Annotated in this window: 25 protein-coding genes; 10 read left to right on the forward strand and 15 right to left on the reverse strand. The window is 59.0% G+C overall.

Annotation, left to right across the window (positions count from 1 at the left end):
• Positions 1-43: 43 nt before the first annotated feature.
• Together ACHZCJ_RS08260 and hemC are read right to left on the reverse strand one after the other, a co-directional pair.
• Positions 44-730 carry a uroporphyrinogen-III synthase gene (locus tag ACHZCJ_RS08260; protein WP_321325519.1) on the reverse strand — a complete coding sequence of 229 codons (687 nt, stop codon included), beginning with the start codon at positions 728-730 and terminating at the stop codon, positions 44-46.
• Entirely contained in the window at positions 727-1,680 is a 954-nt protein-coding gene (gene hemC, locus ACHZCJ_RS08265; protein WP_321325520.1) for a hydroxymethylbilane synthase, read from the reverse strand. Before hemC ends, ACHZCJ_RS08260 begins: the two co-directional genes overlap by 4 nt.
• A 44-nt stretch (positions 1,681-1,724) precedes the next feature.
• Between hemC and tsaD the strand changes: the two genes are divergently transcribed.
• The 3 genes from tsaD (at position 1,725) to ACHZCJ_RS08280 (ending at position 5,354) form a co-directional block, all read left to right on the forward strand.
• Complete coding sequence (tsaD, locus tag ACHZCJ_RS08270; protein WP_321325522.1) at positions 1,725-2,759, forward strand: tRNA (adenosine(37)-N6)-threonylcarbamoyltransferase complex transferase subunit TsaD; 1,035 nt, start codon at positions 1,725-1,727, stop codon at positions 2,757-2,759.
• Entirely contained in the window at positions 2,756-3,751 is a 996-nt protein-coding gene (locus ACHZCJ_RS08275) for an NAD(P)H-dependent glycerol-3-phosphate dehydrogenase (RefSeq protein WP_321325524.1), read from the forward strand. Before tsaD ends, ACHZCJ_RS08275 begins: the two co-directional genes overlap by 4 nt.
• 79 nt (positions 3,752-3,830) lie before the next feature.
• Positions 3,831-5,354 carry a lipopolysaccharide biosynthesis protein gene (locus ACHZCJ_RS08280; protein ID WP_394700080.1) on the forward strand — a complete coding sequence of 508 codons (1,524 nt, stop codon included), beginning with the start codon at positions 3,831-3,833 and terminating at the stop codon, positions 5,352-5,354.
• Here the strand turns inward: ACHZCJ_RS08280 and ACHZCJ_RS08285 are convergent, their stop codons facing one another.
• Positions 5,355-6,353: an adenosine kinase gene (locus ACHZCJ_RS08285; RefSeq protein ID WP_321325526.1), complete on the reverse strand. Its 999-nt coding sequence runs from the start codon at positions 6,351-6,353 to the stop codon at positions 5,355-5,357.
• Between the two features lie 106 nt (positions 6,354-6,459).
• Here ACHZCJ_RS08285 and ACHZCJ_RS08290 point away from each other — a divergent pair, with 106 nt between their 5' ends.
• A complete protein-coding gene (locus ACHZCJ_RS08290; RefSeq protein WP_321325528.1) occupies positions 6,460-7,149 on the forward strand; it encodes an EI24 domain-containing protein in 690 nt (229 codons plus the stop codon).
• Positions 7,146-7,514 (forward strand): hypothetical protein, encoded by a 369-nt coding sequence (locus ACHZCJ_RS08295; RefSeq protein WP_321325530.1) that lies wholly within the window; start codon positions 7,146-7,148, stop codon positions 7,512-7,514. Before ACHZCJ_RS08290 ends, ACHZCJ_RS08295 begins: the two co-directional genes overlap by 4 nt.
• On the opposite strand, the gene queG is transcribed toward ACHZCJ_RS08295, so the two are convergent.
• A complete protein-coding gene (gene queG / locus ACHZCJ_RS08300; RefSeq protein WP_321325532.1) occupies positions 7,500-8,555 on the reverse strand; it encodes a tRNA epoxyqueuosine(34) reductase QueG in 1,056 nt (351 codons plus the stop codon). The two genes, ACHZCJ_RS08295 and queG, sit on opposite strands and share 15 nt — an antisense overlap.
• A gap of 44 nt (positions 8,556-8,599) precedes the next feature.
• Here queG and ACHZCJ_RS08305 point away from each other — a divergent pair, with 44 nt between their 5' ends.
• The 4 genes from ACHZCJ_RS08305 to msrB all read left to right on the forward strand — a co-directional run bounded on the left by ACHZCJ_RS08305 (position 8,600) and on the right by msrB (position 12,777).
• Complete coding sequence (locus tag ACHZCJ_RS08305) at positions 8,600-9,562, forward strand: ATP-binding cassette domain-containing protein (protein WP_321325534.1); 963 nt, start codon at positions 8,600-8,602, stop codon at positions 9,560-9,562.
• Positions 9,559-10,758 (forward strand): ABC transporter permease, encoded by a 1,200-nt coding sequence (locus ACHZCJ_RS08310; RefSeq protein ID WP_321325536.1) that lies wholly within the window; start codon positions 9,559-9,561, stop codon positions 10,756-10,758. The genes ACHZCJ_RS08305 and ACHZCJ_RS08310 overlap by 4 nt, the downstream gene beginning before the upstream one ends.
• A gap of 115 nt (positions 10,759-10,873) precedes the next feature.
• The gene (locus tag ACHZCJ_RS08315; RefSeq protein WP_321325538.1) at positions 10,874-12,190 is read left to right on the forward strand and encodes a cytochrome P450; all 1,317 of its coding nucleotides are present in this window, start codon (positions 10,874-10,876) and stop codon (positions 12,188-12,190) included.
• A gap of 80 nt (positions 12,191-12,270) precedes the next feature.
• On the forward strand, positions 12,271-12,777 hold the full coding sequence (gene msrB, locus ACHZCJ_RS08320) for a peptide-methionine (R)-S-oxide reductase MsrB (RefSeq protein ID WP_321325540.1): 507 nt from the start codon (positions 12,271-12,273) through the stop codon (positions 12,775-12,777).
• Positions 12,778-12,787: 10 nt separating this feature from the next.
• Here msrB and ACHZCJ_RS08325 read toward each other — a convergent pair whose 3' ends face one another.
• From ACHZCJ_RS08325 to ACHZCJ_RS08360, 8 genes are all read right to left on the reverse strand, one after another.
• Complete coding sequence (locus tag ACHZCJ_RS08325; RefSeq protein WP_321325542.1) at positions 12,788-13,165, reverse strand: VOC family protein; 378 nt, start codon at positions 13,163-13,165, stop codon at positions 12,788-12,790.
• Positions 13,166-13,235: 70 nt separating this feature from the next.
• Positions 13,236-15,008: a hypothetical protein gene (locus tag ACHZCJ_RS08330; protein ID WP_321325545.1), complete on the reverse strand. Its 1,773-nt coding sequence runs from the start codon at positions 15,006-15,008 to the stop codon at positions 13,236-13,238.
• 4 nt (positions 15,009-15,012) lie between these two features.
• A complete protein-coding gene (locus ACHZCJ_RS08335) occupies positions 15,013-16,383 on the reverse strand; it encodes a sulfatase-like hydrolase/transferase (protein ID WP_321327762.1) in 1,371 nt (456 codons plus the stop codon).
• 5 nt (positions 16,384-16,388) lie between these two features.
• Entirely contained in the window at positions 16,389-16,841 is a 453-nt protein-coding gene (locus ACHZCJ_RS08340; protein ID WP_321325547.1) for a GtrA family protein, read from the reverse strand.
• 5 nt (positions 16,842-16,846) lie between these two features.
• Positions 16,847-18,433, reverse strand: coding sequence for an NAD(P)/FAD-dependent oxidoreductase (locus ACHZCJ_RS08345; protein WP_321325549.1), 1,587 nt, complete (start codon positions 18,431-18,433; stop codon positions 16,847-16,849).
• 295 nt (positions 18,434-18,728) lie between these two features.
• Positions 18,729-20,075: a hypothetical protein gene (locus tag ACHZCJ_RS08350; protein ID WP_321325551.1), complete on the reverse strand. Its 1,347-nt coding sequence runs from the start codon at positions 20,073-20,075 to the stop codon at positions 18,729-18,731.
• Positions 20,072-21,349: a Na+/H+ antiporter NhaA gene (gene nhaA / locus ACHZCJ_RS08355; RefSeq protein ID WP_159647750.1), complete on the reverse strand. Its 1,278-nt coding sequence runs from the start codon at positions 21,347-21,349 to the stop codon at positions 20,072-20,074. The genes ACHZCJ_RS08350 and nhaA overlap by 4 nt, the downstream gene beginning before the upstream one ends.
• Positions 21,350-21,450: 101 nt before the next feature.
• Positions 21,451-22,452, reverse strand: a complete 1,002-nt coding sequence (locus ACHZCJ_RS08360; RefSeq protein WP_321325553.1) for an LLM class flavin-dependent oxidoreductase — start codon at positions 22,450-22,452, stop codon at positions 21,451-21,453.
• Positions 22,453-22,654: 202 nt separating this feature from the next.
• Between ACHZCJ_RS08360 and ACHZCJ_RS08365 the strand changes: the two genes are divergently transcribed.
• Positions 22,655-22,948 carry a hypothetical protein gene (locus tag ACHZCJ_RS08365; RefSeq protein WP_159647748.1) on the forward strand — a complete coding sequence of 98 codons (294 nt, stop codon included), beginning with the start codon at positions 22,655-22,657 and terminating at the stop codon, positions 22,946-22,948.
• 29 nt (positions 22,949-22,977) lie between these two features.
• On the opposite strand, the gene gspN is transcribed toward ACHZCJ_RS08365, so the two are convergent.
• The 3 genes from gspN to yghX form a co-directional block, all read right to left on the reverse strand.
• Positions 22,978-23,697 carry a type II secretion system protein N gene (gene gspN / locus ACHZCJ_RS08370; protein WP_321325556.1) on the reverse strand — a complete coding sequence of 240 codons (720 nt, stop codon included), beginning with the start codon at positions 23,695-23,697 and terminating at the stop codon, positions 22,978-22,980.
• Between the two features lie 15 nt (positions 23,698-23,712).
• Positions 23,713-24,198: a thioredoxin family protein gene (locus ACHZCJ_RS08375; RefSeq protein WP_321325558.1), complete on the reverse strand. Its 486-nt coding sequence runs from the start codon at positions 24,196-24,198 to the stop codon at positions 23,713-23,715.
• A gap of 84 nt (positions 24,199-24,282) precedes the next feature.
• A complete protein-coding gene (gene yghX / locus ACHZCJ_RS08380; RefSeq protein WP_321325560.1) occupies positions 24,283-25,179 on the reverse strand; it encodes a YghX family hydrolase in 897 nt (298 codons plus the stop codon).
• Positions 25,180-25,189 lie beyond the last annotated feature (10 nt).

The following is a 25,189-nucleotide window of genomic DNA, read 5'->3' on the forward strand; positions in this document are numbered from 1 at the left end:
CGGCGTTCCTTCCCGGCCCGGCCTCAATGCGAACCAAATATTTTTATCTACTTTGGCATAGTCCGGTCGCCAGAGACAGTAAAGACTCGTCATCCGGACGGTCCGCGATCTGCAGGCTTTTCCATCCTCTTCCTGCTGCGTCGGCAACTTTTTCGGAGAAGGCCAGTAAATGATGCTGGTCAGGCGTTATGCGCAGTCTTTCGAGTTCCGCAACGAGATGCCTTGCCGCCCGCGCCGAGTGCAGAAGCACCGCCGCTTCCTGTTTCAGGCAGGCGACAGCTTGCTCTCCCAATGCGATGGCCCGCGAGCGATATATCGGAACGACTGTCATCTCCCGCTCGCCCGGATTGAGCGCGCTATGCTGTTCGCCGGCCAGCCACAATATGCGGCGGTAACAGTCTGCCTGCAGATCATCCAGCAACTGCTGCCCACTGGATCTGCCGGTTTCCACAACATGAAATCCGGCATCCCCCGCAGCCCGGGCGGTCGCTTGTCCAACGGCCAGAACCGGAAGCGTTCTAAAGGATTTCAAGCGGGCTCCTGCATGGGCCACGGCATTGGCACTGGTCAGCAGCAAGCCGTCAAAATTCTCCGGCAGCGGAGCGGTCCATGCAATCGGTTCAACGTTGAATAGCGGATCCACAACTGTTCGCAGCCCCAGATCCTTCGCTCGCCGCTCGGTCTGCCGCGCGCCTTCCAGCGGCCGGAGGATCAGCAGCGGCAGCGTCATCGGCCAAATATGGCCTTGAGCTCCGCGCTTGCCTGACCCAGCAGCTTGTCGGCCAATATGGCGGGAGCAGAAACATCTCCGGTATCGAAAGTGGATGATCCTTCGACATGCTCCGATCCATCAGGCAGCAAAATTTCTGCGCGCAGATGAATGGTTGACCCGTCTATCGTCGCCAGCGCCGCCACCGGGCTGTGACAATCTGCGGTCAGTTGTTTCAGAAACATGCGTTCGGCGATGACGGCACGAAATGTATTGGTCGAAGAGATCGCGTGCATCAGCTTTCGGACATGCGGGTCACTGGATCGGGCCTCGATGCCGATCGCACCCTGTGCCGGTGCCGGCAGCATGATTTCGTCAGAAATTTCATGGCCCAGATCATCCATATCAAGGCGCTTCAGACCGGCGGCCGCGAGCAGAGTCGCGTCATATTCGCCCTTATCGATTTTCTGCAGCCGGGATTGCACGTTGCCACGGATCAGACGGATATCCAGATCGGGCCGCTGCCGCAAAAGCTGCGCCTTGCGGCGCGGGGATGCGGTGCCGACGATAGCGCATTCGGCCAGCGCCTCGATCGAATCCGCTCCAACCAGCCGGTCATGGATATCGGCCCGTTCCAGCATCGCGGCGAGGATGAATTCCTCTGGACGGATGGTTTCCACATCCTTCATGCTGTGCACTGCACAGTCGATTTCACCGTTGCCAAGCGCGTGATCCAGCTCCTTGGTCCACAAGGCTTTGCCACCCACATCGGCGAGCGCGCGATCCTGAATTCTGTCGCCTGTAGCAATCATCGGCACCAGCTCGACCTGATCCGATCGCCAGCCATGGGTGGAACGCAGCGCATTGGCCGTCATTTCCGCCTGCGCCATCGCCAGCGGGGATTGGCGCGTACCGATACGCAAGGGGCGGTCCAGACCGGCGAGAATTTCTTTTTTGGCGTGTTCACTCATGATAGCGCTTGTCCTAATGGCTTGAGCGCCTAAGTAAAAGCGTCATGAGCCTGATCTTGGGAATTGAATCGAGCTGCGATGAAACGGCAGCCGCGCTAGTGACGTCTGATCGCGAGATTCTGGCGCACAAACTGGCCGGCCAGGAGGCCGAACACGCCCCCTATGGCGGCGTGGTTCCCGAGATCGCCGCGCGCGCCCATGCCGAAATTCTGACACCGCTGATTGCCGCAGCACTGGACGAAGCAGGAAAGTCTCTGGATGACGTCGATGCCATTGCCGCGACCGCCGGCCCCGGTCTGATCGGCGGGGTAATGGTCGGCCTGGTCACCGGCAAGGCACTGGCGATGGCGGCAGACAAGCCACTAATTGCCGTCAACCATCTGGAAGGCCATGCGCTTTCCCCGCGTCTGGTCAACCCGAATCTCGGTTTCCCCTATTTGTTGATGCTGGTGTCCGGCGGCCATTGCCAGATTTTACGAGTCAAAGGACCGGGGGAATATCGCCGACTGGCGACGACAATCGACGATGCGGCCGGTGAAGCATTTGACAAGACCGCCAAGATACTCGGTCTCGGCTACCCGGGCGGTCCAAAGGTGCAGGCGCTTGCCGAACAGGGCGATGCCAAAGCGGTGCCGCTGCCCCGCCCCCTGCTCAAGTCCAAAGAGCCGCATTTCTCCTTCGCCGGACTAAAAAGCGCGGTGGTCCGCGCATACCAAAATGGGGCGTACCGGCCGGAAGATATTGCCGCGTCCTTCCAGCAGGCGGTGGTCGATTGCCTGCGCGACCGGCTGGAGAAGGCCATTGGCGATCATGGCCGCTGCGCTAATCTCGTGGTCGCAGGCGGAGTCGCCGCCAATACTCCGATCCGATCCATGCTCGAGCAGGTCGCCGGGAAGCATGACATGGTCTTCACCGCGCCGCCCCAGTGGCTGTGCACCGACAATGCCGCGATGATCGCCTGGGCCGGTGCCGAGCGCTTTGCTGCCGGCCTGACCGATTCCCTCGATTTCGTCGCGAGGCCACGCTGGCCGCTGGACCCTACGGCTGAAAAAGCACGCGGAGCGGGAGTGAAGGCATGAGTGCTATAACCACCAGAATAGGCGTCATCGGCGCGGGCGCATGGGGCACGGCCCTGGCGCAGGTTCTGTCGGAAGATCAGGACGAACTTCTGCTATGGGCCCGCGAGCCTGAAGTTGTCGACCAGATCAACCGCACCCACGAGAACAAATCCTTTCTGGCGGGCCATCGGCTCCGCGATAATATCCGCGCGACGCGGGATCTAGGCGCATTGGCGGCCTGTCATGTGCTGCTGCTGGTAACGCCGGCACAACATCTGCGCGCCACATTGCAGGCGCTACCCGATTCCGGTGCCGCGCTGATCCTGTGCTGCAAGGGAATCGAGGCAAGCAGCCGCCTGCTGTTGAGCGAAGTCGCCAGGATCGAGCGACCAGACAACGACCTCGCGGTCTTGTCCGGCCCGACCTTCGCCCACGAAGTGGCGCAAGGCCTGCCAACCGCCCTGACGCTGGCCTGCGAAAGCGAGGCTCTGTGGCAGCGGCTCAATCCGCTGATCGCCAAGCCGCGTTTCCGTCCCTATTATTCCGACGATATTGTTGGTGCGGAAATCGGCGGTGCGGTCAAGAATGTGCTGGCGATTGGTTGCGGCGTGGTCGACGGGGCGGGTCTGGGGCAAAATGCCCGCGCCTCCCTGATCAGTCGCGGCTTTGCCGAGATGCTCCGCTATGGCGCAGCGCGCGGTGCGCGGGCCGATACACTTGCCGGTCTTTGCGGACTTGGCGATCTGGTGCTGACCTGTTCCTCGACCAGTTCGCGCAATTTCTCGCTCGGCAGGGGACTGGGCGAGGGCCAGTCTGCCGAAGCGCTCCTGTCCGACCGGACCACGGTTGCCGAAGGTGCATCGACAGCCCCGGTACTGCAGCAGGATGCCAAGGCCCGGCAGGTCGACATGCCGATCGTCGATGCGGTCTGCACCCTGCTTGCCGGTCAGGCTGATGTTCAGACTGTAGTCACCCAGCTCATGAAAAGGCCGCTGGTTTCCGAACACAGATAGACCGGCAAGCCATGATGATGACAAATTCCCGAAACTGCTATAGACAGTCTGTCCTGGAGCGGACCAGCCGGAGAGCGATTTGAACAGTCCTGAATCATCAGGCACGGCTGGTGCACCGCCAATTGATGGCGATACGCCCGCCGACAAGAGCAAGGACGATATTGCCGCGCTGGCCAAAGGCGGGCGGACCAATATCTTCGGCTTTCTGCTGCGCCTCGCCGCGCGCTTGCCCTTTCTGTTCATCGCCGGCCGTATCTATGGTGCAGAAGCGCTGGGCCGCTTTGCTTATGCGATACTGGTGGTTGAATTTGCCGCTCAACTGGCGACGCTCGGGCTCAAGCGCGGCCTCGCGGCGCAGTTGAGCCGGACCCAGAGACCTCATGTCCATGTCGTCTGGGACGGGCTGCTGGTAAGTTTTCTGGCTTCGGCGGTCGCGGCGGGCATCCTTATCGCCTTTCCTTTCATCATGTTCCCGAACAGCGAGATCAACGGTCTCGACCGGTTTTTGCCCTTGGTCATATTCACGGTTGTCGGCGCCGATATCGCGCTCGCTGCGCTCGCCTACCGCTACGATATTGCCTCGACGGTGCGCGCCCGGTCGATTGTCGAGCCGTGGACGATCAGCATCGCCGCCTTTCTCTTTTCCTATTATTCGCTGCGCGACGGCCTGATCCTTTCCTATGTCGTGTCGATGATCGCCGCACTGGCGGCCTCTTTGTGGCCGCTGTTCAAAAGCTATGGCCTGCCGCACGGCTGGCGACCGGAACCGTTGAAAATCGCGCGGATGGCCCGCCGCAACATGCCCCTTGCCGCGGCCGACGCAGCCGAATGGGGTTCGCGCCGTCTCGATCTGGCGATTCTCGGCCTGTTCGCATCGCCGGCGATCGTGGGCATCTATTATATCGCCCAGCAGGTGGCGAGCCTGCCACAGAAGCTCAAGACCAGCTTCGACCCCATTCTCGGCCCGGTCATCACCCGCAATCTCGAAGCCGGCAATATGAAGGCTATCGCCAGCCAGGTCAGTCAGGTCGGATTCTGGATCATTGCAGCGCAGGTCGGCATTGCCCTGGCGCTGGCGATTCCAGGCGAAGCCGTGATGGGCCTTGTCGGTCCGGGATTTGTCGGCGGCACCGGCGCGCTGGCCTTCCTGCTGGCAGCCGAAGCCGTGGCCGCAACCGCCGTGGTCAGCGAATCCGCACTGGTCTATATCGCCCGCCATCGCAATCTGCTGATTTCGCTGTCGATGTTGCTTCTGCAGGCTGCGCTCAGCGTCGCCTTCATCCAGATCTGCGTCTATCTCGGCCTTGGCCCCCTGTATCAGGCAGCGGCGGTCGCGGCGGCCTTGATGGTCGCCCTCGCCTATGCCTCGGTGGTGAAGGCAATTTTCCTGTCAAAGCTGCTCGATGCGCCGGTCAACGGCTGGCGCTGGACCCTGCTGATCGCCATAGGCGTTGCCAGCGCCGTCGGCTTTCTCGCGACCCGCCTGCCTGAATGGGCGGAACTGATCGTCGGCATACCCATGATCCTCGGCAGCTACGCCTGGGTTATCTGGAAATGGGGCTTTGGACCGGAGGACCGGACGCTTTTCAAAATGAAAGGCTGATTAGCCCAGCCGTTTTTCCACCAGCGCCCGCAGATCGGCTTCCGGACGCGCGCCATAATGGGAAATCACCTCGGCTGCAGCGACCGCGCCGATGGTCAGACATTCCGCCATTGCTCGTTCTTCGATATAGCCGCTGAGGAAGCCGGCGGCAAAAAGGTCACCGGCACCCGTGGTATCGACAATCTGTTCAACCGGCTCGGCGGCAACAGCGGTGGTCTTGCCGTCCCGGACCGCGATCGCCCCTTTTTCGCTTCGCGTGACGACCAGCGTCTCGACCTTGGCAGCCGTTTGCGCGACCGCAGCGTCAAAATCCTGGGTTTCGGCCAGCATCATGATTTCCGCTTCATTGGCGAAGAGAATGTCAATCTTGCCGCCATCGATCAGACCGACAAATTCCGCCCGGTGCCGGTCGACACAGAAAGTGTCGGACAGGGTGAAGGCAACCTTCCGGCCATTTTCCCGGGCAATGTCGATCCCCAAAGCCATCGCGGCCTTGGGTTCATCGGCATCCCACAGATAGCCTTCAAGATAGAGAATCGCGCCGCTGGCAATCAGATCGGCGTCAACCGCAGCGGGCGGCAGAAATTGCGATGCGCCGAGAAAGGTGTTCATCGTCCGCTGCGCGTCGGGTGTAACGAAAATCAGGCAGCGCGCCGTCGGCGGCTCCTTGCCCAGCGGCGGCACGTCAAAATCGATCCCGGTTGCGCGGATGTCATGAGCGAAAACCTCGCCAAGCTGGTCGTCTGCCACTTGCGCGATCAGCGCGCACTGGCGCCCCAGGGTGGAAGCGCCGGCCAGCGTGTTGGAACCCGAACCGCCGCTGATTTCGCGTGCGGGCCCCATGTCGCGGTACAATTCCTGCGCCCTGTTGGCATCGATCAGCGCCATGCTTCCCTTGACCAGCTGCTCCTCTTCGAGAAATTCATCGCTGGACTGGGAGATTACGTCGACAATCGCGTTGCCGATGGCGACGATATCATAGCGGGCTTCGGTGGTCATATATATACCTTCGGGCTGGTTGCTCTATTTGAGGTTCGTTAGGGATTTGGCTCTGGACCATCAAGCAGAATTGACGCCGGATCGGCAATCGTGACATGAAGGAAGAATGATAGAGGCCTTCACCCGCGCGCTCACGCAGCTCACCGACCGCAAGATACTGGTGATCCTGCTGAGGGTTGTCCTGCTGACCATTCTCCTTTTCGCTTTGTTCGGTGTCGCGGCCTATTTCGGGCTGGTCTGGCTGTTCACGTGGCTTGGCTGGACCGACGGCGGATTTGCAGCTGCCGCTGCCGCCGCGATCATCGCCATCCTGACCGGTGTCCTGTTGTTCCGGATCGTCGCCATATTCGTGCTCAACATTTTTTCGGACGACATCGTCGATGTGGTAGAACAGCGATATTATCCGGATCTTGCCGAACAGGCGAAACCACCCGGCTACGCATTGGGAATACGGATGGGGCTCGCATCCGCCGGTCGCGCGCTTGGCTATAATATTCTGGCGATACCGCTCTATGTGCTGCTGCTGGTAACCGGCATCGGCCTTCCCGTCGCCTTTTTCACCATCAACGCCGTCTTGCTGGGAAGGGACCTGCAGGACATGGTTGCAGCCCGCCATGTCGATGATTATCGAGCCCTGTCGGCAGACTGGAGCCTGTCCAAATTGCAGCGCTTCATTCTGGGCCTGATCGCCGCCCTGCTGCTCGCTGTCCCCTTTGTCAATTTTCTTGCGCCGGTTCTGGCAGCCGCTATGGCTAGCCATCTGGTACACGGGAAGAAGAAAGAAAGATCCGCATGAAAGCCAATTTTCTGGTCCTGTTCAGCCTGCCTGCGCTGGCCGCCTGTGCCTCGACCGCCACAGCCCCAAGAAGCACGGGCTTGCCCGCTGTTTCGGGGTCGCCACTCAATAATGTGGCAGGGCTGGAAATCGTCATGGGCAAGACCGCCGATCAACTGACCCGCCTGTTCGGCAATCCCCAACTGGACATATCGGAACCACCTGCGCGAAAACTGCAATTCTCAAGCGGCGCCTGTATCCTCGACGCCTATCTTTATCCGCAGGAAAACGGCGGAACCCAGAGAGTGACCCATATTGACACCCGCCGCAGCGACGGCGCAGCGGTCGACCGGGCCAGCTGTGTCAATGCGCTAAGGCTGCGCTGACTTTAATTGATCCAGCGCCCAGCCGGCGGCATCCCTGATCGTAGCATCATCATCGTCCAGCAAAGCCTCGACCGGTACCATCAGGTCTGCGTCACCACTGTTGCCGGCCGCGATCAGCGCGTTGCGTACCATGCGGTCACGGCCCGTCCGTTTGATCGGTGATCCGGAGAATACCTGACGAAAGCTGGCATCGTCGAGCGCAAGAATATCGACAAGAGCCGGCGCCGCCAGTTCCGCACGCGGCAGGAACGCCCTGTTCGCCGCGCCCGCCTTGGCAAATTTGTTCCATGGACAGACAGCGAGACAGTCATCACAGCCATAGATATGGTTGCCGATTGCCTTGCGATACCGGTGCGGAATCGGTCCCTTATGCTCGATCGTCAGATAGGAAATACAGGCCCGGGCATCGAGTTGATAGGGCGCCGGGAACGCCCCTGTAGGACAGATATCCTGACAGGCCGAACAGCTGCCGCAACTGTCGCTTCCCGGTTTTGAAGGCTCGAGATCGAGCGTCGTGTAAATCGCGCCGAGAAACAGCCAGCTGCCGTGGTCGCGGCTGACGATATTGGTATGCTTACCCTGCCAGCCCAGACCGGCGGCCTCGGCCAGCGGCTTTTCCATCACCGGTGCGGTATCGACGAACACCTTCACCTCACAGTCTGCCTGCTCGACCAGCCAGCGGGCAGTGCGCTTGAGCGCGCCTTTCACCACGTCATGATAATCCTTGCCCTGCGCATAGACAGAAATGCGGCCGTGATCGGGAACTGCCTCGAGCGCAAAAGGATCGACAGCGGGGGCGTAGCTCATGCCCAGCATGACAACCGTCTGCACGTCCGGCCACAACGTTGTCGGATCAGACCGCTCATCCGCCCGGTTGACCATCCAGAGCATGTCACCCTGGCGGCCATCGTCGAGCCATTGCCGGAGACGCTGACCTGTTTTCGGCGCCAGTTTGGCCGGGGCGATGCCGACCGCGCCAAAGCCCTCTTCCTGCGCTCTGTTTTCCAGCGCTTTGGTCAATCTTAACTTGTCATCCGGCATAGGCTGTCCCTATCAAACAGTAACGTCCGAGATGAAAGCCGTAAATGCGCGCAACCCAATCTGAACTGGCCATCGAGGCCCGCAATATCGTCAAGAGATTTGACGGTGAGACAGCTGTTGATGGTATCAACCTGTCCATCGGCAGGGGCAGTATATTCGGCATATTAGGGCCCAATGGAGCCGGCAAGACGACGACTTTGCGGATGCTTCTGGGGATTATTGATCCCGACGAGGGCGAGCGCTTCCTGCTCGGATCGCCGGACCCGATTTCGATGGCCCATCAGGTCGGCTATCTGCCGGAAGAGCGTGGCCTCTATCAGTCGATGAAAGCCTATGACGCGATCGCCTTCATGGGTGCCCTGCGCGGACTGCCGCTGGCCGAGGGGCGCAAGCGCGGTCGCCGGATGATGGAGGAGCACGGGCTCGGCGACGCCGCCGACAAACAAATCCGGCAATTGTCCAAAGGCATGGCCCAGACGGTGCAATTGCTTGGTACGCTGGTACATGAGCCGGATCTGATCATTCTCGACGAGCCCTTTTCCGGACTGGACGCGCTTAATCAGGGCAAGTTGGAACGGTTGATCCGGGCGCAGGCAGACAAGGGGGTGACAGTGATTTTCTCGACCCATGTGATCGCCCATGCCGAACGATTGTGCGAAGAAATCGCTATCGTCGCCGACGGGAAAATCCCTTTCAGAGGCAAAGTCTCCGCTGCACGGGACCGACTGCGCCCGCAAGTCCATCTCGAAACCCGCAACCTCGAAGGCCCCTGGCGCTCGGCCATCCCGGCGGACTGCCAGCCGCTCGGCCACAACTGGCATTTCACTCTACCGGAAACTGGTGTCGAGCCGCTACTTCACGCGCTGGTTGAGGGCGGAGCCGGGATTGAATCTCTGTCCATCGAACGGCCCGGCCTGCACGATGCTTTCGTCCAGATCGCCGGCGAAGCAGTGGCCCGCAGAATGGACGCAGACGCCGCGGAAGATGACGGAGACCCAGCAGCATGATCGAAACCATCCGCGCCGCCTTTGTCATCGCCCGCCGCGATTTCACCGCGATCATCTTTTCCAAATCCTTTTTCTTGTTCTTGCTCGGCCCGCTGTTTCCGATTGGCATCGCGGTGGCCGCTGGCGGATTGGGCGCGCAGGTTTCCCAGGATATAGACAGTCCGGTCATCGGGGTCGCCATGAGCGCGGCAGAATCGGACCGCTTGCTCGCGGCGCATGCACATCTGTCCGGCAGCCTCGGCACAAGAGCCCTGCCGGAGCTTTTTGTGCTGGACGATTTTTCCGGGCGGGAAGACGACATTATTACAACGCTGCACAGCGAGAAATCGCTGACGGCCATTGTCACCGGATCATTGGCCGCCCCCGTGCTGACCGGTTCCAAACGCGACGTCCAACGATGGCAGGGCAAAATTGCCCTGCTCGCAGAAACCGCACTGGCGCAGCCCGCTCCGGTTGAAATCAGAACAACATTTGTCGAACAGACGAGCAGTTCCAGCGAGCGCAACCAGTTGCTGACGGCGCAGGCGGGTCAGGCAATCCTGATATTGCTGACGATGATCCTCGCGGGCATGGTGCTATCCAACTTAGTGGAGGAAAAGACCAACAAGATCATCGAGATCTTGGCCGCAGCGATTCCGATGGACGCGATATTTCTCGGCAAGCTTTTCGCGATGCTGGGTATGGCGCTCGTCGGAATCACGGTGTGGAGCACCATGGGCTTGTCCGTGGCGTTTCTGGCTGGCGGCAACTGGGCGGCACTGCCATCACCCGCCGTCGGCTGGCCCCTGTTCTGCCTGTTGCTGATCCTTTATTTTTCCATGGCCTATCTGCTGCTCGGCTCGCTGTTTCTCGGGATTGGCGCGATGGCCACCACGGTTCGCGAGGTGCAAACCCTGTCGATGCCGGTGACCATGGGACAATTGCTGGTCTTCTTTCTCGCCTATTCCTCGATCACCAAGTTGGGCGAACCGGTCGAATGGTTTGCCGTGTTGTTCCCGTTCAGCTCGCCGTTCGCGATGATCGCTCGCGCGGCTCAAATGGACAATATTTGGCAACATGGCCTGGCGCTGATCTGGCAGGCTGTTTTCACGATCATCATCATCCGCTTTTCGGTGATGCTGTTCCGCCGTAATGTGATGAAATCCGGCCAGGCTGCACGCAAAAAGGGCCTGCTCGCCCGCGTCACCGGAAAATAGTCGCGCGATTCACGCCATTTGCCGAAAAGACATTGACATTACTGTCAATAGCGGCAGATTGAACGAGTTTTGAAACGCAACCGATTGCTGACACAAGCAACGGCAGGAGAGACTTATGGCATCCGTACCGCAAATTGACCTCAATAATCTGACCACATCCCCTACCGCCGACGAGGCGCTAGAAGAATGGTACAAGACCCACCCTTCGATCGCGGACAGTGATGCCAACCCCTGGGATGTCAGCCGCGCGGAACTGTACAGCAAGGATCTGTGGCGCAAGCCTTTCGCCGAAATGCGGGAACAGGCACCGATCAACAAGATCGAGGGCGGTGTGCACGGGGATTTCTGGAATATCACCACCTACAAGCCGATCCAGCATGTCGAGGCGCTGCCCGACATTTATTCGTCCGACGTTTCCCATGGCGGCATCACTATCGCCGAGCCCGATTTCGACGATTCCGATTTCCAGTTGCCGATGTTCATTGCGATGGACCGGCCCAAACACACCGGACAGCGCCGCACCGTCGCGCCGGCCTTCACCCCGACCGAAATGCAGCGGATGGAAGCGGAAATCCGCCAGCGGACGGCTGAAGTGCTCGACAGCCTGCCTTGGGGCGAAAAATTCGACTGGGTCGACAAGGTATCGATCGAACTGACGACCGGCATGCTGGCGATCCTGTTCGGCTTCCCCTGGGAAGACCGCAGGCTGCTGACCTACTGGTCCGACTGGGCTGGCGATGTCGAATTGTCGGTCGCGGAAGACCTGACCGAACAGCGTCGCCAGATTCTGTTCGAAATGGGCGCCTATTTCACCAAGCTCTGGAACGAGCGGGTCAATGCCGAGCCGACACCCGACCTGATCTCGATGATGATCCATTCGGAACATATGCGCGACATGGATCACATGGAATTCATGGGCAATCTGGTGCTGCTGATCGTCGGCGGCAATGACACGACCCGCAATACCATGTCTGGTGTTGCTTATGGTCTTGGGCAATTCCCCGAAGAGCGGAAAAAGCTGCAGGAGAACCCGGACCTGATCCCCAATGCCGTGCAGGAAATCATCCGCTGGCAGACCCCGCTCGCCCATATGCGGCGCACCGCCCTGGAAGACCATGACCTGTTCGGCAACCAGATCAAGAAGGGCGACAAGGTTGTTCTATGGTATATTTCCGCCAACCGCGACGAAGAAGTTTTTCCGGAAGCCGACAAGATCAAGGTCGACCGTGAAAATGCGCGGCGCCATCTCGCCTTCGGCTACGGTATCCACCGCTGCGTCGGCGCCCGCCTGGCCGAATTGCAGATCCGCATCCTGCTGGAAGAAATGCACAAGCGCCGGATGCAGGTCAATCCGACCGGCAAGCATCGCCGCGTCCATGCCTGTTTCGTCCACGGCTTCCGCGAACTGGAAGTCGAGCTTTCGAAATATTGATCAGTTTCCGTTCAGGCCCCTATCTGTAACCTTTATCCGTCCTGCGTCGAATGATTCAGGAATAGCGGAAAGGATTGCAGATGAAATCGCTCAACCGGCGCACACTTATATCCGGTACTTTGGTCGTGGCCGGAGCAGTCGGCGCTGCCAGCGTCTCGGGGCTGTTCGGCAATGCGGAAGCGCGGGCGGGCGGAAAATTCGCGATCAACCGCTCGGCAGAGGACTGGAAACGTCGCCTGGGGCCCGACCGCTACCGTATCTTGCGCGAGGAAGGCACCGAACGGGCCTATTCCAGCCCGCTGAACAAGGAGAAACGCGCGGGTGTTTACGCCTGTGCGGGCTGCAATCTCGGCCTCTACAAATCCGACAAGAAATATGACAGCGGCACCGGCTGGCCGAGCTTCTGGGGCCCTATCGCCCAGGACCGGATCGGCACGTCAAGAGATTACAAGATCGGTTATCCGCGGACCGAAGTCCATTGCGCGCGCTGCGGTGGGCATCTGGGACATATTTTCAATGACGGCCCGAAACCGACCGGCAAGCGTCATTGCCTCAACGGACTGGCGCTGAAATTCATTCCTGCCTGAACTGCAAGATTCAGCTTTCCGGCGCGTCTACCTGCTGCCAGAATTCCAGCTTGATCCCGTCACAATCCAGGATCCAGGCAAATTTGCCATAGCCTTCGTCAATATGGCCCAGAATCTCGAGGCCCTTGCCCTTGAGCTTTTCGACATAGGCATCCAGATCATCAACCCTGAGATTGATCATGAACGGCGCTGCGCTGGGTTTGAGATATTCGGTATCTTCGGGGAAATGGCTGATCAGGCTATAGGGGCGGTCACCCTTTTCATCCGACCAGTTGAGCATCGGGCCATATTCCCCATCCAGCTCTAAAAAGTCCTTGTACCATTTCCGTGTTGCTGCCGGGTCTTTCACCTTGTGAAAGATCCCACCGAGACCGGTGATCCTTGCCATTCTAAACTCCGTGGTTCTTTTTATCTGCGACCATCTCGATGTGCGACCATCAAGCCATAGCTATCAGGGTTTAGAAATCATTAGGCAAGTCTTTTGCCATCACGCGCCAGATATGCAGATCATTGTCCCGAATGTGGACAGGCTGCAGCCAATCCGGCTTTTCGTCTTCGACCAGTCGGGCCCACAGGCCTTCGGGATGCCGCTTCGCATAGATGCCCAGCTCCGCTTCGCCGTCGCAGGCGACGATATATCGGATATTATGGGCCTCCAGCAAGGAACGGGCCATGTTTGGCGATGCGGTGAATATCCTGATCTGGTCGCCCATCGCCTGATCATTGCGATGATGGCTGGTGGCGAGTACGCTGTGCGGTGTCAGCAGCAGGATGCGCGGACCATAATCGAAGGGTGCCAGAATATTGGCGCGCGGCAAGGCATTGAGCCGGTGGAGCGACTCGTCACTCTTGCACATGGTATTTTCCGCTTCGTCCTCGATTTTCTCATCCTCGACACTGACGCTGTTGAACAATGCGATCGCGAGCGGTCCCGGCATGATCAGCAACACAACCGCGGCGGTAGCGAATATGCGTGTCAGCCCATTTTTGATGCCCCGCGCCCTGAGGAATGCCTGACGCACAACCCAGGCGAGAAATGGCAGTGCAAAGGCCGCAGCAACCGCCGTCGCACGCTGAACCAACAGGGACAGCACCAGTGCCCAGAGAAAGGCATAGACCAGAACAAATAGACGGTCGCGATCAATTCGCTCGGGTCGTACCCGTGCGATATAGATCAGACTGCCCAGACCGACGATGATCGAGCCGCCAAGCAAAGTGACCATTGTCTTGCCATTCTGGTACCAGATCGGCAGACCTTCCAGAACATTGACCAGCCAATATTCGCGGACCAGCGGATCCATCGTATTAAACGCCCCGCCAACACATTGCGGCGAGAGGCTGTAAAAGATTGCGAGTGCCGGAACGCCGGCCAGGCCGAGGCAGGCAACCCGCATCGGGATATTGGCGGGCAGCCATTTGATCGCCGGCAAAATGACCGCGGCGCCAGCAGTGCAGGCCAGCAAATGCGATGGTGAAAGCGCGTCGCAATAGTTGATCGCGATGCCAAACCCGCCCTGGCTGCCGAGATAGAGCAGAACGCTCACGCTCAGAAAACTGAGCAAAGTCCAGAACAGACGAACGCCTTCTTCAGTCTGGAAAACCCAGCGCCAGACCAGAAGGACAATGAAGGCAGCCGATATAGGCAGCCCTTCGAGCGATATCGAGAGCCAGAGCGCCAGCGCCGCGCCCAGAGCAATACCGCCCTTGCGCTTGTCGGGCCAGAACATGGTCCATAATGCGGTCAGCGCGAGCACGATCTGCCAGCCATGATGATCCACCCGCATGGGACGGATCTGGGCAACGATTGGAACCGATGTCGCCGTCAAGGTCGCCGCCAGGATCGCGACGGGGCGGTCAAACACCTGTTCGGTGATCCTCGCTACCAGCCACAGGGCCAGGCCCAGCGTGATTAGCGGCACGACGACCATCGCCGTGGTTTCCGCTGCCGCCGGTCCGATCAACGGGTTCAGCAAAAGAACCAGCAGCGCCAGTGGCACCTCAACCCAGCGTGGCCAATGCATGGGCTGGCTGTCGGGCTCGCCTATCCGATATTGCGTCGTGTCAAACCAGCTCTGTCCACCGAGCCAGTCCCGCAACTGCACCATACGCAGTTGATCGTCGGGATCCCAGCCCATGCCGGTCGCGATCTGGCCACGGGTTATCAGTATCAGCAACGCGCTGACAGCGATCCAGATCAACAATATTGGCAGATTGCCGCGCACGCGTTCCAAATTCTTATCCTTCGGATGTTGCGCCCTTGGCTTTCAGATAAAGCCAGGGAACACGTTCCGGGTCAAATTGCGAACGGTGATGGCGGTCGAAAAACGGCGGCATATGGTCGCCGACCAGTAATATATCCGCTTCGGGGAAGTCGCTCGCAGTAATTTCGGCGATCAGTGCCCTGTCGATAGCGTCAAATATCGCGAACTGCCGGCAGATCATCGGATAGTCACGGGCCAGTTCGACCGACACTTTTTCGCAATTCTCGGCGTTGAGATTCTGCCCTGTCGGAACCGGCAGATGGGTGTTCAGGGTCAGCCAATATTGAAAGGTCGGCTGTGTCGCACGCTTCAGATTTTCAGCCAGCATCTTTGGCACCTGGCGGTCGCAGGCACCAGCGAAAACCCCGCCGCACCATTCGGCGCCGCGCTGTTCCAGATCGGCGGCAAATTCGCGCTTCTGGAAGCCGATTTTCGGATACCAGGTTTCGCGCTTGAAGAACGGCCCCTTGAAACTGTGCATCGCCTGGGTCGCATAACCTTTTCCGGCAAGCTGCGCCGGCAGACAATCGAGCGTCTTCGGATCATCGCTCTCAAGCAATTCATAATAGTCGCCCCAGCGGCCACAAAGTTCGCGCATCTCGCCGGACGTGGTGCTGTTATAATAGAGGCTCGTACCCTGACTGACTTCATAGCGCTCCTTGACGGCGCTGCTGTTATAAAGAGCGAACAGCTTGTCGGACATCGCCTGGTTATCCTTGGGCACTCCCAGCGATTCCACCATGATCAGCACCAGATGGCGCTGGCCATCGGCACGGACGGCAAAATCCGACTTGTTGACCGCCGATTCAAAAGCCGCGCCGACCGGGGCGGGCCGGAAATAATGGCCGCGCATGCCCTCGCCGACCGCAGCGTCCGCGCCGACGAGTCCGAAGATCAGCGCTCCGCCGAGCAGGATATGCAGCGGTTTGGCAAAATTGGTGTCGCGCTTGAGCAGGAACCAGCTGCCGATCAATATCCCGAACAGGACCACTGTTGCCGCAATATATTCGATCGAATTGCCCGGCTTGATTTCGGCAAAAAACTGTAGCGAATAAACCAGTGAGTCCAGCGTCAGGCTGAACAGCCCGGACACGAAGGACAGCAGGGAATAGGTCATCACGGCCACAAAGGCGATCCACTGCACCGCTCTCGGCATGCGCTTGACGATCAGGCCGACGAGCCCCGCCAGCGCAATCGGGATCGCGCGCGGTGGTGCGCCGACCATCCACATCGCCATGAACGGAATATTGGCCAGCACTATCCAGACCAAAGCCCAGTTGAGAAATTTCCTGAAATCCGGGCTGAAGTGATGCTGGGTCACCGGCGTTTCGATGGCCATATCCATATAGCTCACCGGAACACGCCATATTTGCGGGCAAAATAGACCGCGAAGAAACTGACGCCAACAGCCGCTGCCTTGGCCAGTACCGGTAGCACACCCGCACTGGTCAGTCCGCTGACCATGCTGACGGTGATGCCCAGCCCCAGCAGGGCTGTCGCGATGAAACCGAAGCGTTGCACCTGCAATGCTGCCCCTTCACGGCGTTTTCCGGGAAATACAAAGTTCAAAGAAATGAACCAGTGAACGACAATACCGGCGCTGTAGCCCGCAGCCGACGCCCAGCCGGGATCGAACAGCAACGCGACCAAGATCATGAAAAGAGCCACGTCAAATGCCAGGCTGACGATGCTCGCCAGCAAATAACGTGTGATCGAAAAACGGTTGAGGAGCGCCAGCGGAGCAGGCAGATTGCCTATCCAGCTGCCGATGGTTGACCGCCTGTCTGCGCCGCTGCGTTCCATCCTGTTTACGCCGCTTTGGATGGTTTGGCTTCTGGCACGACTTCCTCGATCCGCTTCGGCACACCGCGCATGCTTTTAAGCGCTGCAACGCGGTCCTCGCTGATTTCCTCTGCGATCACCTGCTGCGCCCCTTCATCGCCCGCTTCGTGATATTCGGCGTCCTCATTGACGTTCCAGACATTCCATTTACGGGTGCCAGCCTCGATATTTTCCACCGTCAGCATCGCCGTCATCATCGCGTGATCCTGGTTATTATAACGGTGCATGCCGTTGCGACCGACCATGTGTAGCGTCGGAAAACGCTTTTCCAGATCATCGCGCATGGTTGCGACATTCTGCTCATAGGCGTCATCATAGACCGGATAGGCCTTTTCCTGGCGGACAACCGAGCCGCCAACGACGTCTTCGGGCTTGCACAGGCCGAGTATCGCCATTTCCTTCTTGGCCAGTTCGATCAGATCCTCGTCGGAAGAGGACCAGAGGCCGTCATTTTCGAAACAGAAATATTCCAGACCAACGCAGGCAATCGTCTCGTCGGGCACCATTTCCGGTGACCAGCTGCGGAAATTCTGCACCCGGCCCACCTGCACCCGATCATCATGGATATAGATCCAGTTGTCGGGGAACAGGTCTTCCGACTTGACCTTGATCGCCACAGTCAGGAAATCGCGATAGTTGAGATCCTGCGCTTCCGGCAAAGACTGCGGCAGCGGGTGAATACGGGTGGCAAGCTCGCGCATCGGCGCGCTTGAAATCACATGCTTTGCATTGATGATGGTTTCGCCGTCGGCGCTCGTCGCGCTCACCCGCCAGTTTCCTTCGGCATCCTGGGCGAGCTGTTTCAGGCTATGGCCCATCAACACTGCATTGCCCTTGGCCTCGACATGACCCTTGGCTGCGTCCCACATCATACCGGGGCCGAGGCGAGGATAGCGGAAGGTTTCGAGCAGGGTTTTGACTTCCTGTCCGTCATTGGGCTTCTTGTTGAGACCGAGCGAGCGCTTCAGACCATCGGTCACCGCGTTCCAGAGGCTAAGGCCCTTGATCCGCTGGGCCGCCCAGTCTGCCGACATCTCGTCGCAGGGCATGCCCCAGACCTTCTCGGTATAGGTCTTGAAGAAGATCGAATAGAGCTTGTAGCCGAACTGGTTCACCGTCCAGTCTTCAAAACTCTTCACATTCTTGTTCGGGAAGACCTTCGCCTTGGCATAGCTCACCATGCACAAGGTCGAGCGCCAGATGCCGAGGTTCCACAAGGCTTCAAAGGCGCGCAGCGGATAGCTGTAGAATTTGCCTTCATAATAGATGCGGCTCATCCGCGGGCGCTGGATGAAGTCATCGGGCAGGATCTCGTTCCACAGATCAACCACTTCCTGGCTTTTCGAAAAGAAGCGGTGCCCGCCGATATCGAAGCGGAAGCCTTCATGCTCCACCGTCCGGCTGATACCGCCGACATATTTCGGGTCCTTTTCGATCACGGTGACCGAATAGCCTTTCTTGGAAAGCAAATAGGCGGCTGTCAGGCCCGCTGGCCCTGCGCCAATAATGGCGACATCTACCGGTTCATTGGCGGGCGTGATCTGTCTGGTCATAAGGTCCGTTCCCTGTTCATGGTGCGCGCATAACCGCGCCGTTCATGTTTCAGAAACCGGAGTGAACGAAATTGGTTAGCAGAGAGTTAATGCCGTCGTGAAATTTACGGCCGCCGCTTGCAATGCCGCTAGCTCTCCCGACTGATTCGGTAACCATATATGTACAGATTCCGCCCCGGACCGGTAATATCAGCCAAGCATTCCTGCCCCGCGCTGGTATTGATCAGCACCCGCCGGGGGCAAAGGAGAAATGCTATTGCCGCTATGATGCCGAAACGGGTCCAGCTTGGCAAAGTCACTCATCGGGCAACCGGCCCTCCACCAGATCCGCCGGTAACATCGGTTCGCTGAGCAACCGCTCCATCGCTTTCCAACGCCACACCGGCGCGTCGCCCTGGGTTTCGATCCAGTCGCGGACCATTTCCATGCCGAGGCCATAGTTGATCACATAGCTGCGATATTGTTCGTTGAAATCGGTCATCTGCTCGGCCCGTTCACGGGAGACCAACTGATATTTCTGGTTGAGCGCAATGGCCTCCTCGCGGGAGATCCCGCCATCGAGATATTGCTGCGCGATTGTCATCCGCGCGCCGCTCAGCGCCTGTTTGGCGATTTGCAGCGCCCAGTAAGCCGCCGCCGTGTCGGGATCGAGGCCGGCGAGCGGATAGAGTATGTCGCGCTCGTATTCCAGCCGCTCCTGGCCGCTGAACGCGAGTTCGATGCCATAATTGGCAGAACCCTCGGCGATCAGGCTCTGCGGACTGTAGAGCGGGTAGATGGAAAATTCGCGCCAACCGTGGCCATTGGTGAGATTTTGCTCGAGCAGCATGTTGTAGACATGATGGCCGGGGTAACCTTCGTGGCAGCCGAGATCGACGGCGCGGCCGATGAAAATCGGCAGGTCGGTATTGACCTGGATCAGGCTCTGGTAGTCTCCCTGATAATAATTATAGCCGCTCCAGCTTTTGCCGGTGACAAATTCCAGTTTGAAATTCTCTCCAGCGGGCAGATCAAAATAATGCGCGGTCCGCGCCTTGCACTCGGCAATCGCGGTGTCGAACACCACCTGCAGCCGGTCCTTCGGAATGATATAGCCGCTTTCAAATGCCGCGACCCGCTGGCTGAGTGGTCCGTCGCCTGGAACGATATTTTCAATCTCTTCCAGCACCGGGTCAAATTCCGCCAGCGGCTTGAGGGCCGGCACCACTCCAAACAGTCCCCTGGCCTCGTCAGCAAAGGAGAATGTCTCTCCCAATATCATCGCGTGGCGGGTCATGGCCGCTTCAAGTTGCGCCATTAGGAAGCGCTTGCGCGTTTCGTTCAGAGGGTCGTCGCTGACCAGCAAGGTATCCAGCCGTTCCATCAGAACAACAATTGCATTGCCCAGTTCGCGCATGTCACGCGGATCGGATTTCGCGGCCTCCGCCCATTGCGACGGGCCATAATAGGCATCGACATAGCCAGCTTCCTGCTCACCCAGTGCGAGCGTCAGCTTTACATAGTCGGTTGCGATGGCATCGAGCGCGTTGCCCGCGTTCAGACCGGTCGCGTCGGTGATGATCGACGGTGTTGCCGGTCCTGCCTCCGCTGCTGCCCCGGCAAGGGCCAGACAGGCAACAGCAGCAAGCCCGATAGACTTCACAGATTGTCTTTCAGTTTTTCTACTGTAGCATCCGGCAGCACGTCCAGCAGTTCTTCGGCCTCGCCATCCTCCAGCGATTCCAGATGGCGATCCTGCGGGGCAAATCGGAGAATACAATAGCCGACAACAGCCGACAGCAACGATCCGCCAAGCACACCGATCTTGGCTTCCTCAATCAGCAATTCATTGCCAGGAAAGGCCAGCGCGCCGATGAACAGGCTCATCGTGAAACCGATACCACACAGCATTGCCACGCCATAGACCTGCAGCCAGCTGGCACCGCCCAGCCGTCCGGCAAAACCGGTTTTGACCGAGATCCAGACGCTGGCAAAAATGGCGATCTGCTTGCCGAAGAACAGACCGGCTGCAATGCCGAGCGGTAAAGGCGCGAAAATATGTTCGATACCAATGCCCTGGAGCGAGACACCGGCGTTGGCAAAGCCAAACACCGGCACGATCAGAAACGCGCTCCATGGCGCAATCGCATGTTCAAGCCGGTGAAGCGGAGAATTTTCCGCGTCCGGAGAGGTCGGCGTGACCACAATCGGAATGACCATAGCCGCCAATACGCCGGCTATTGTCGCGTGGACGCCGGACATCAGTACCGCATACCAGAGCAATGCGGCAAAGATCAGATAAGGCCAGAGCTTGAGCACCCCATTGCGGTTCATCGTGTACATGATCGCCAATATTGCGGCGCTAGCAAGCAGGGCTGCACCGTTGATCTCGGCCGTGTAGACCAGAGCGATGATCGCCACTGCCCCCATGTCGTCGACGATCGCGACAGTGACCAGAAACAGTTTGAGCGAGGTGGGTGCGCGCGGCCCGAGCAGGGCGAGCACACCGATAGCGAAGGCAATGTCAGTCGCCGCGGGAATGGCCCAGCCATTGTAGAGTGCCGGAACATCCTTGACGATCAACAGATAGATCAGGGCCGGAACCGCCATCCCTGCCACAGCAGCGACCACTGGCAGACGCCGACGGTCCCAGCTATTGAGCCGTCCATCGACAAATTCCCGTTTGATTTCCAGCCCCACCAGCAGGAAGAAAATTGCCATCAATCCATCATTGATCCACAGATGCGGCGTCATCGGGCCCAATTTGCTCGACAGGGTTGGGCCCTTTATCTCGTGCAGAAAATGGTGATACATGTCGTACAGCGGACTATTGGCGACGATCATCGCCAGCGCGGCAGCGGCCATCAGCAATATGCCGCCCGCCGCTTCGCTTTTCAGAAAGTCGCGAAGCGCTGAATTTCTACCTGAGCGTGGCACTATTTTCTTCTCCCTTGGGGGGTCTGTCTCGGAATTTCGATTTTCCGGGTCATGCGCAGGCCCGGTGGTAAAATCAAGACCTGTGTGCAGGGAATTGAGCTCTAGGCAACAAGCAGATCGCGAACTTCAGCGGCAATGGTATAGCTTTTTTCCCGTGCCGCCTGATCGAAGATCGACCCGGAGATGATCAGCTCATCGGCACCGGTCCGCTTCACAAAGCTTTCGACCCCCTGTTTCACTGCCTCCGGCGCGCCGATGGCGCTGCCCTGCATGATCTGTCCGAGCATCGATTGCGCCTGCGGTGGCAGGCTTTCGCGATAGCCTTCCACCGGTGGTGGCATCTTGCCCGGATTGCCGGTGCGCAGCGCAACAAAGCTCTGCATCATCGAACTGGCCAAATATTCCGCTTCTGCATCGCTGTCTGCGGCAAAAATATTGAAGCCGCACAGGACATAGGGCTTGGCGAGCTGCTCCGACGGCTTGAAATCACGGCGATAGATTGTCAGCGCCTCGTCGAGCATCTGCGGTGCGAAATGCGACGCAAAGGCATAAGGCAGGCCAAGAGCCGCCGCCAGTTGCGCACCAAACAGGCTGCTGCCGAGAATATAGAGCGGGATATGGCTGCCCTGCCCCGGTGTGGCCTGAATGCCCAGCCGGTCGTCTCCCGCCAGAAACGCCTGCAGCTCCAGAACATCGCGCGGAAATTCATTGGCATCGCTGTTAAGATTGCGGCGCAAGGCCTGCGCTGTCCGCTGGTCCGATCCCGGCGCACGGCCCAGCCCCAGATCAACCCGCCCCGGAAACAGCGCTTCCAGCGTCCCGAACTGTTCGGCAATGACCATCGGTGCGTGATTGGGCAGCATGATGCCTCCGGCACCGATGCGGATTGTCTTGGTCCCGTGGCCGATATGCGACAGAGCGACGGCTGTGGCGGCACTGGCAATGCCCTCCATCCCGTGATGTTCGGCCATCCAGAACCGCTCGTAGCCCAGCGCCTCAGCATGCCGGGCAAGCGCCAGCGACCGGTCAAGCGCGGTTTGGACATCACTGCCCTGCGGTACCGGGGAAAGATCGAGAATAGAAAATTTCAGTTTGTTTGCCATGGGTTTATGTTACTCCTGAACCTTCAAATGAGGTCTGCATCTTCCGATATCAACTCCCGGCTAAACCGACCGGCGGGGGAGAAATGGCTTTATCTTCGGATTTCAACTATGTAAATTCATGTAAATTACAGAATTTTGCGAACGATTCGATACACTCTGTGACCAGGAGAGCCGTGCGAACACAGTTGGAAGGAAGCTCTCTATGCCATCTCCAGTCAGCGTCGAAGTCGTAATTGGTCTCTATCTGGTTCTGGCCTTTTTCTTTTCCGCACTGCTGGTACGTTTTTTCGGCCAGTCCTCCCTGTCAAAGTCAATCCGGCGCCATTTCTATATTTTTCCCGCCATTCCCCTCATAGCCATTGTCGTACTTCTGCTGAAAATGCTCTGGTACCTGATCCTCTATCCGACCCGTCTGTTACGATTCCTGTTTGAGAAGCTGTCGGGGAAAAAGACCTTCCGCAAAAGAAAATATCACGCCTTTTTCTTCGGCAGCTGACGGGACGAGCCGCGTTCCGCTGGCAAGAATCAACGCGCCAGTTGACCCGCCACCTTTATCGCATAGCCGTCCGGCACCGAACGAAAGCCGAGCGTCGGGAGCAGCAATGTCCAGGCACGGTCGTTGCCCGATAGGAACAGACGCGCGGTGTAAAAGCCGTTTCCCTGCAGCTTGAGCGTCAGCTGTTCCATGCCCGATCCGCTTTGCAGCGGCAGCACCAGCACCCCGTCCTGACATTGGGCATTGCCGAGCAGCCCCTGTTTGAGGTTCAATCCCGGAATATTTGCGTCGAGGGAAACCCGCACCTGACCGCTCGCCGACTGGCAACGGCCACCGGCAAAGCTGATGCTGACCGCCTGCAGCTCCATAGCCGAGGCCGGCAGAGGCGCAAGCTGACTGCCAAGGTTCAGCACGGTCGTGGCATCCTGCACCAGCAGGCTATTCCCGGACTTGCCGACAGTAGCGACCAGTCCGGTATCGCCGGCGACCGGCGGCCGTTCCAGGTCCATCAATATTCGACCTGTCAGCAGCGGCAGTACCCGCACCCCGGCATCGAGATCGCCCAGGGGGAACGGTCCGAGCTGCGCGCCCTCGATCCGGCCGTTCCAGACCGATCCGCTGATCGCCTTGGCCGAGAAACGCGAACCTTCCAGCCCCGCCATGCCTACGGCTAGTCTTAGCGGCAGGAAGAACAAGGCCACGGCGATCACCGCCAACAGGATCAGAACATAGGTCAATGCGCGGGGCACCTGCTTTCCTTCGGTTCAGGGTTCGGGAGAAAATTGGTCGAAATAGGCAAAAATATCGGCTTCTGCGCGGCTTGCGGCATTGCGCCATTTCGGAGCGGACTTGCGGTTGAGCAACACCCCGTCCGCCGACAATATCAGCACCGTTGGCGTGCCCTCGATCGATTTGATACCAAAACGCCGGGCGATATCGATATTCCGGTCTTTGTAACCGACATCGACATAGACAAGCTCATATTTATCCTGCAGCATCGCGGCGAAACGCGGCTCGGCAAACCACCCGGCCAGACCGCGGCTGTCATGGCACCAGTTGGCACCCATAACGACAATCACCCGTTTTTCTGAAGACAGCGCACGCGCCAGCGCGGCGTCGATCAGCGCCGATGCGTTGGCTTCCTGCTCGAACGGCCGGGCTTCCGGATGATCACCGCCATGCGGAGCGGCCGATACAGCGGAGAACGGAACAAAGGCCAGACTGGCCAGAACAAGCAGCAAGAATCTCATCCACCGGCTATTACACTTCCAGCGGTGTGAGGGAACAGGCTTTTGTCAGGGGGGCAACGCAGCAACGGACTGCCCCCGTACCCGCTAGCCGCGTAAATGCGTATCGAAAAAGGCCAGCGTCCTTTTCCAGGACAGGCTTGCCGCTTCCTCGTCATAACGCGGCGTCGTGTCATTGTGGAAACCGTGGTTCACATCGGGATAGAAATGCACGCTATATTCTTTCTGATGCTCCGACAGAGCGGCTTCATAGGCCGGCCAGCCGGCGTTGATCCGTTCGTCATTGCCGGCATGATGGATCATCAGCGGCGCCTCGATCGCTGGCACCTCGGCGGCTTCCGGCTGGCGTCCGTAATAAGGCACCGACGCGGCAAGATCGGGATAGGCCACCGCCAGCGCATTGCACACGCCGCCGCCGTAGCAGAAACCAACCGCACCCACATTGCCGGTCGAACCGTCATGATCGCGCAGAAATTCAAAAGCAGCGAAAAAATCTTCCATCAGCTTGGCGCCGTCCAGCGTCCGCTGCATCGTCCGTCCGTCGTCGTCATTGCCGGGATAGCCGCCCAAGGGGGACAGGCCGTCGGGTGCCAGCGCCAGATAGCCGGCCTTGGCCACCCGCCGCGCGACATCCTCGATATAGGGATTGAGACCGCGATTTTCGTGGATCACCAGCACAGCAGGCAGCTTGCCCGTCGCTCCTGCCGGTTTTGCCATCAGCGCGTTGATTTTGCCATGGCCTTCCGGGCTCTCGTAGCTGATCCGCTCGGCGGTGATCGCCGGGTCGTTCGGCTCGACCTGCGCTGCCCAGGCATAATCGGGCTGCAACTGATCGAGGATCATCGCCCCGGTCACGCCCGCTGCGGCAAATTTCCCCGCCTGTCTGATAAAGTCCCGCTTCGAGATCATGCCATGCACATAGCCGTCGAATATCTCGAGAATATGGGGGTGGAAGTCGCTTGCGCGTTTGCGGGTCGAAGTCATGATGGATCAT

This window comes from uncultured Parasphingorhabdus sp. (genome assembly GCF_963677535.2).
In the GTDB taxonomy this organism is placed as follows: Bacteria; Pseudomonadota; Alphaproteobacteria; order Sphingomonadales; family Sphingomonadaceae; genus Parasphingorhabdus.

Coding starts and splice junctions, on each gene's coding strand:
- ACHZCJ_RS08315 (WP_321325538.1), top strand. CDS start 10,874: ATGGCATCCGTACCGCAAATTGACCTCAATAATCTGACCACATCCCCT.
- ACHZCJ_RS08325 (WP_321325542.1), bottom strand. CDS start 13,165: ATGGCAAGGATCACCGGTCTCGGTGGGATCTTTCACAAGGTGAAAGAC.
- tsaD (WP_321325522.1), top strand. CDS start 1,725: ATGAGCCTGATCTTGGGAATTGAATCGAGCTGCGATGAAACGGCAGCC.
- ACHZCJ_RS08285 (WP_321325526.1), bottom strand. CDS start 6,353: ATGACCACCGAAGCCCGCTATGATATCGTCGCCATCGGCAACGCGATT.
- yghX (WP_321325560.1), bottom strand. CDS start 25,179: ATGACTTCGACCCGCAAACGCGCAAGCGACTTCCACCCCCATATTCTC.
- ACHZCJ_RS08345 (WP_321325549.1), bottom strand. CDS start 18,433: ATGACCAGACAGATCACGCCCGCCAATGAACCGGTAGATGTCGCCATT.
- msrB (WP_321325540.1), top strand. CDS start 12,271: ATGAAATCGCTCAACCGGCGCACACTTATATCCGGTACTTTGGTCGTG.
- ACHZCJ_RS08275 (WP_321325524.1), top strand. CDS start 2,756: ATGAGTGCTATAACCACCAGAATAGGCGTCATCGGCGCGGGCGCATGG.
- ACHZCJ_RS08260 (WP_321325519.1), bottom strand. CDS start 730: ATGACGCTGCCGCTGCTGATCCTCCGGCCGCTGGAAGGCGCGCGGCAG.
- ACHZCJ_RS08305 (WP_321325534.1), top strand. CDS start 8,600: ATGCGCGCAACCCAATCTGAACTGGCCATCGAGGCCCGCAATATCGTC.
- hemC (WP_321325520.1), bottom strand. CDS start 1,680: ATGAGTGAACACGCCAAAAAAGAAATTCTCGCCGGTCTGGACCGCCCC.
- ACHZCJ_RS08335 (WP_321327762.1), bottom strand. CDS start 16,383: ATGGATATGGCCATCGAAACGCCGGTGACCCAGCATCACTTCAGCCCG.
- ACHZCJ_RS08340 (WP_321325547.1), bottom strand. CDS start 16,841: ATGGAACGCAGCGGCGCAGACAGGCGGTCAACCATCGGCAGCTGGATA.
- ACHZCJ_RS08365 (WP_159647748.1), top strand. CDS start 22,655: ATGCCATCTCCAGTCAGCGTCGAAGTCGTAATTGGTCTCTATCTGGTT.
- queG (WP_321325532.1), bottom strand. CDS start 8,555: ATGCCGGATGACAAGTTAAGATTGACCAAAGCGCTGGAAAACAGAGCG.
- ACHZCJ_RS08295 (WP_321325530.1), top strand. CDS start 7,146: ATGAAAGCCAATTTTCTGGTCCTGTTCAGCCTGCCTGCGCTGGCCGCC.
- ACHZCJ_RS08290 (WP_321325528.1), top strand. CDS start 6,460: ATGATAGAGGCCTTCACCCGCGCGCTCACGCAGCTCACCGACCGCAAG.
- ACHZCJ_RS08360 (WP_321325553.1), bottom strand. CDS start 22,452: ATGGCAAACAAACTGAAATTTTCTATTCTCGATCTTTCCCCGGTACCG.
- ACHZCJ_RS08310 (WP_321325536.1), top strand. CDS start 9,559: ATGATCGAAACCATCCGCGCCGCCTTTGTCATCGCCCGCCGCGATTTC.
- ACHZCJ_RS08375 (WP_321325558.1), bottom strand. CDS start 24,198: ATGAGATTCTTGCTGCTTGTTCTGGCCAGTCTGGCCTTTGTTCCGTTC.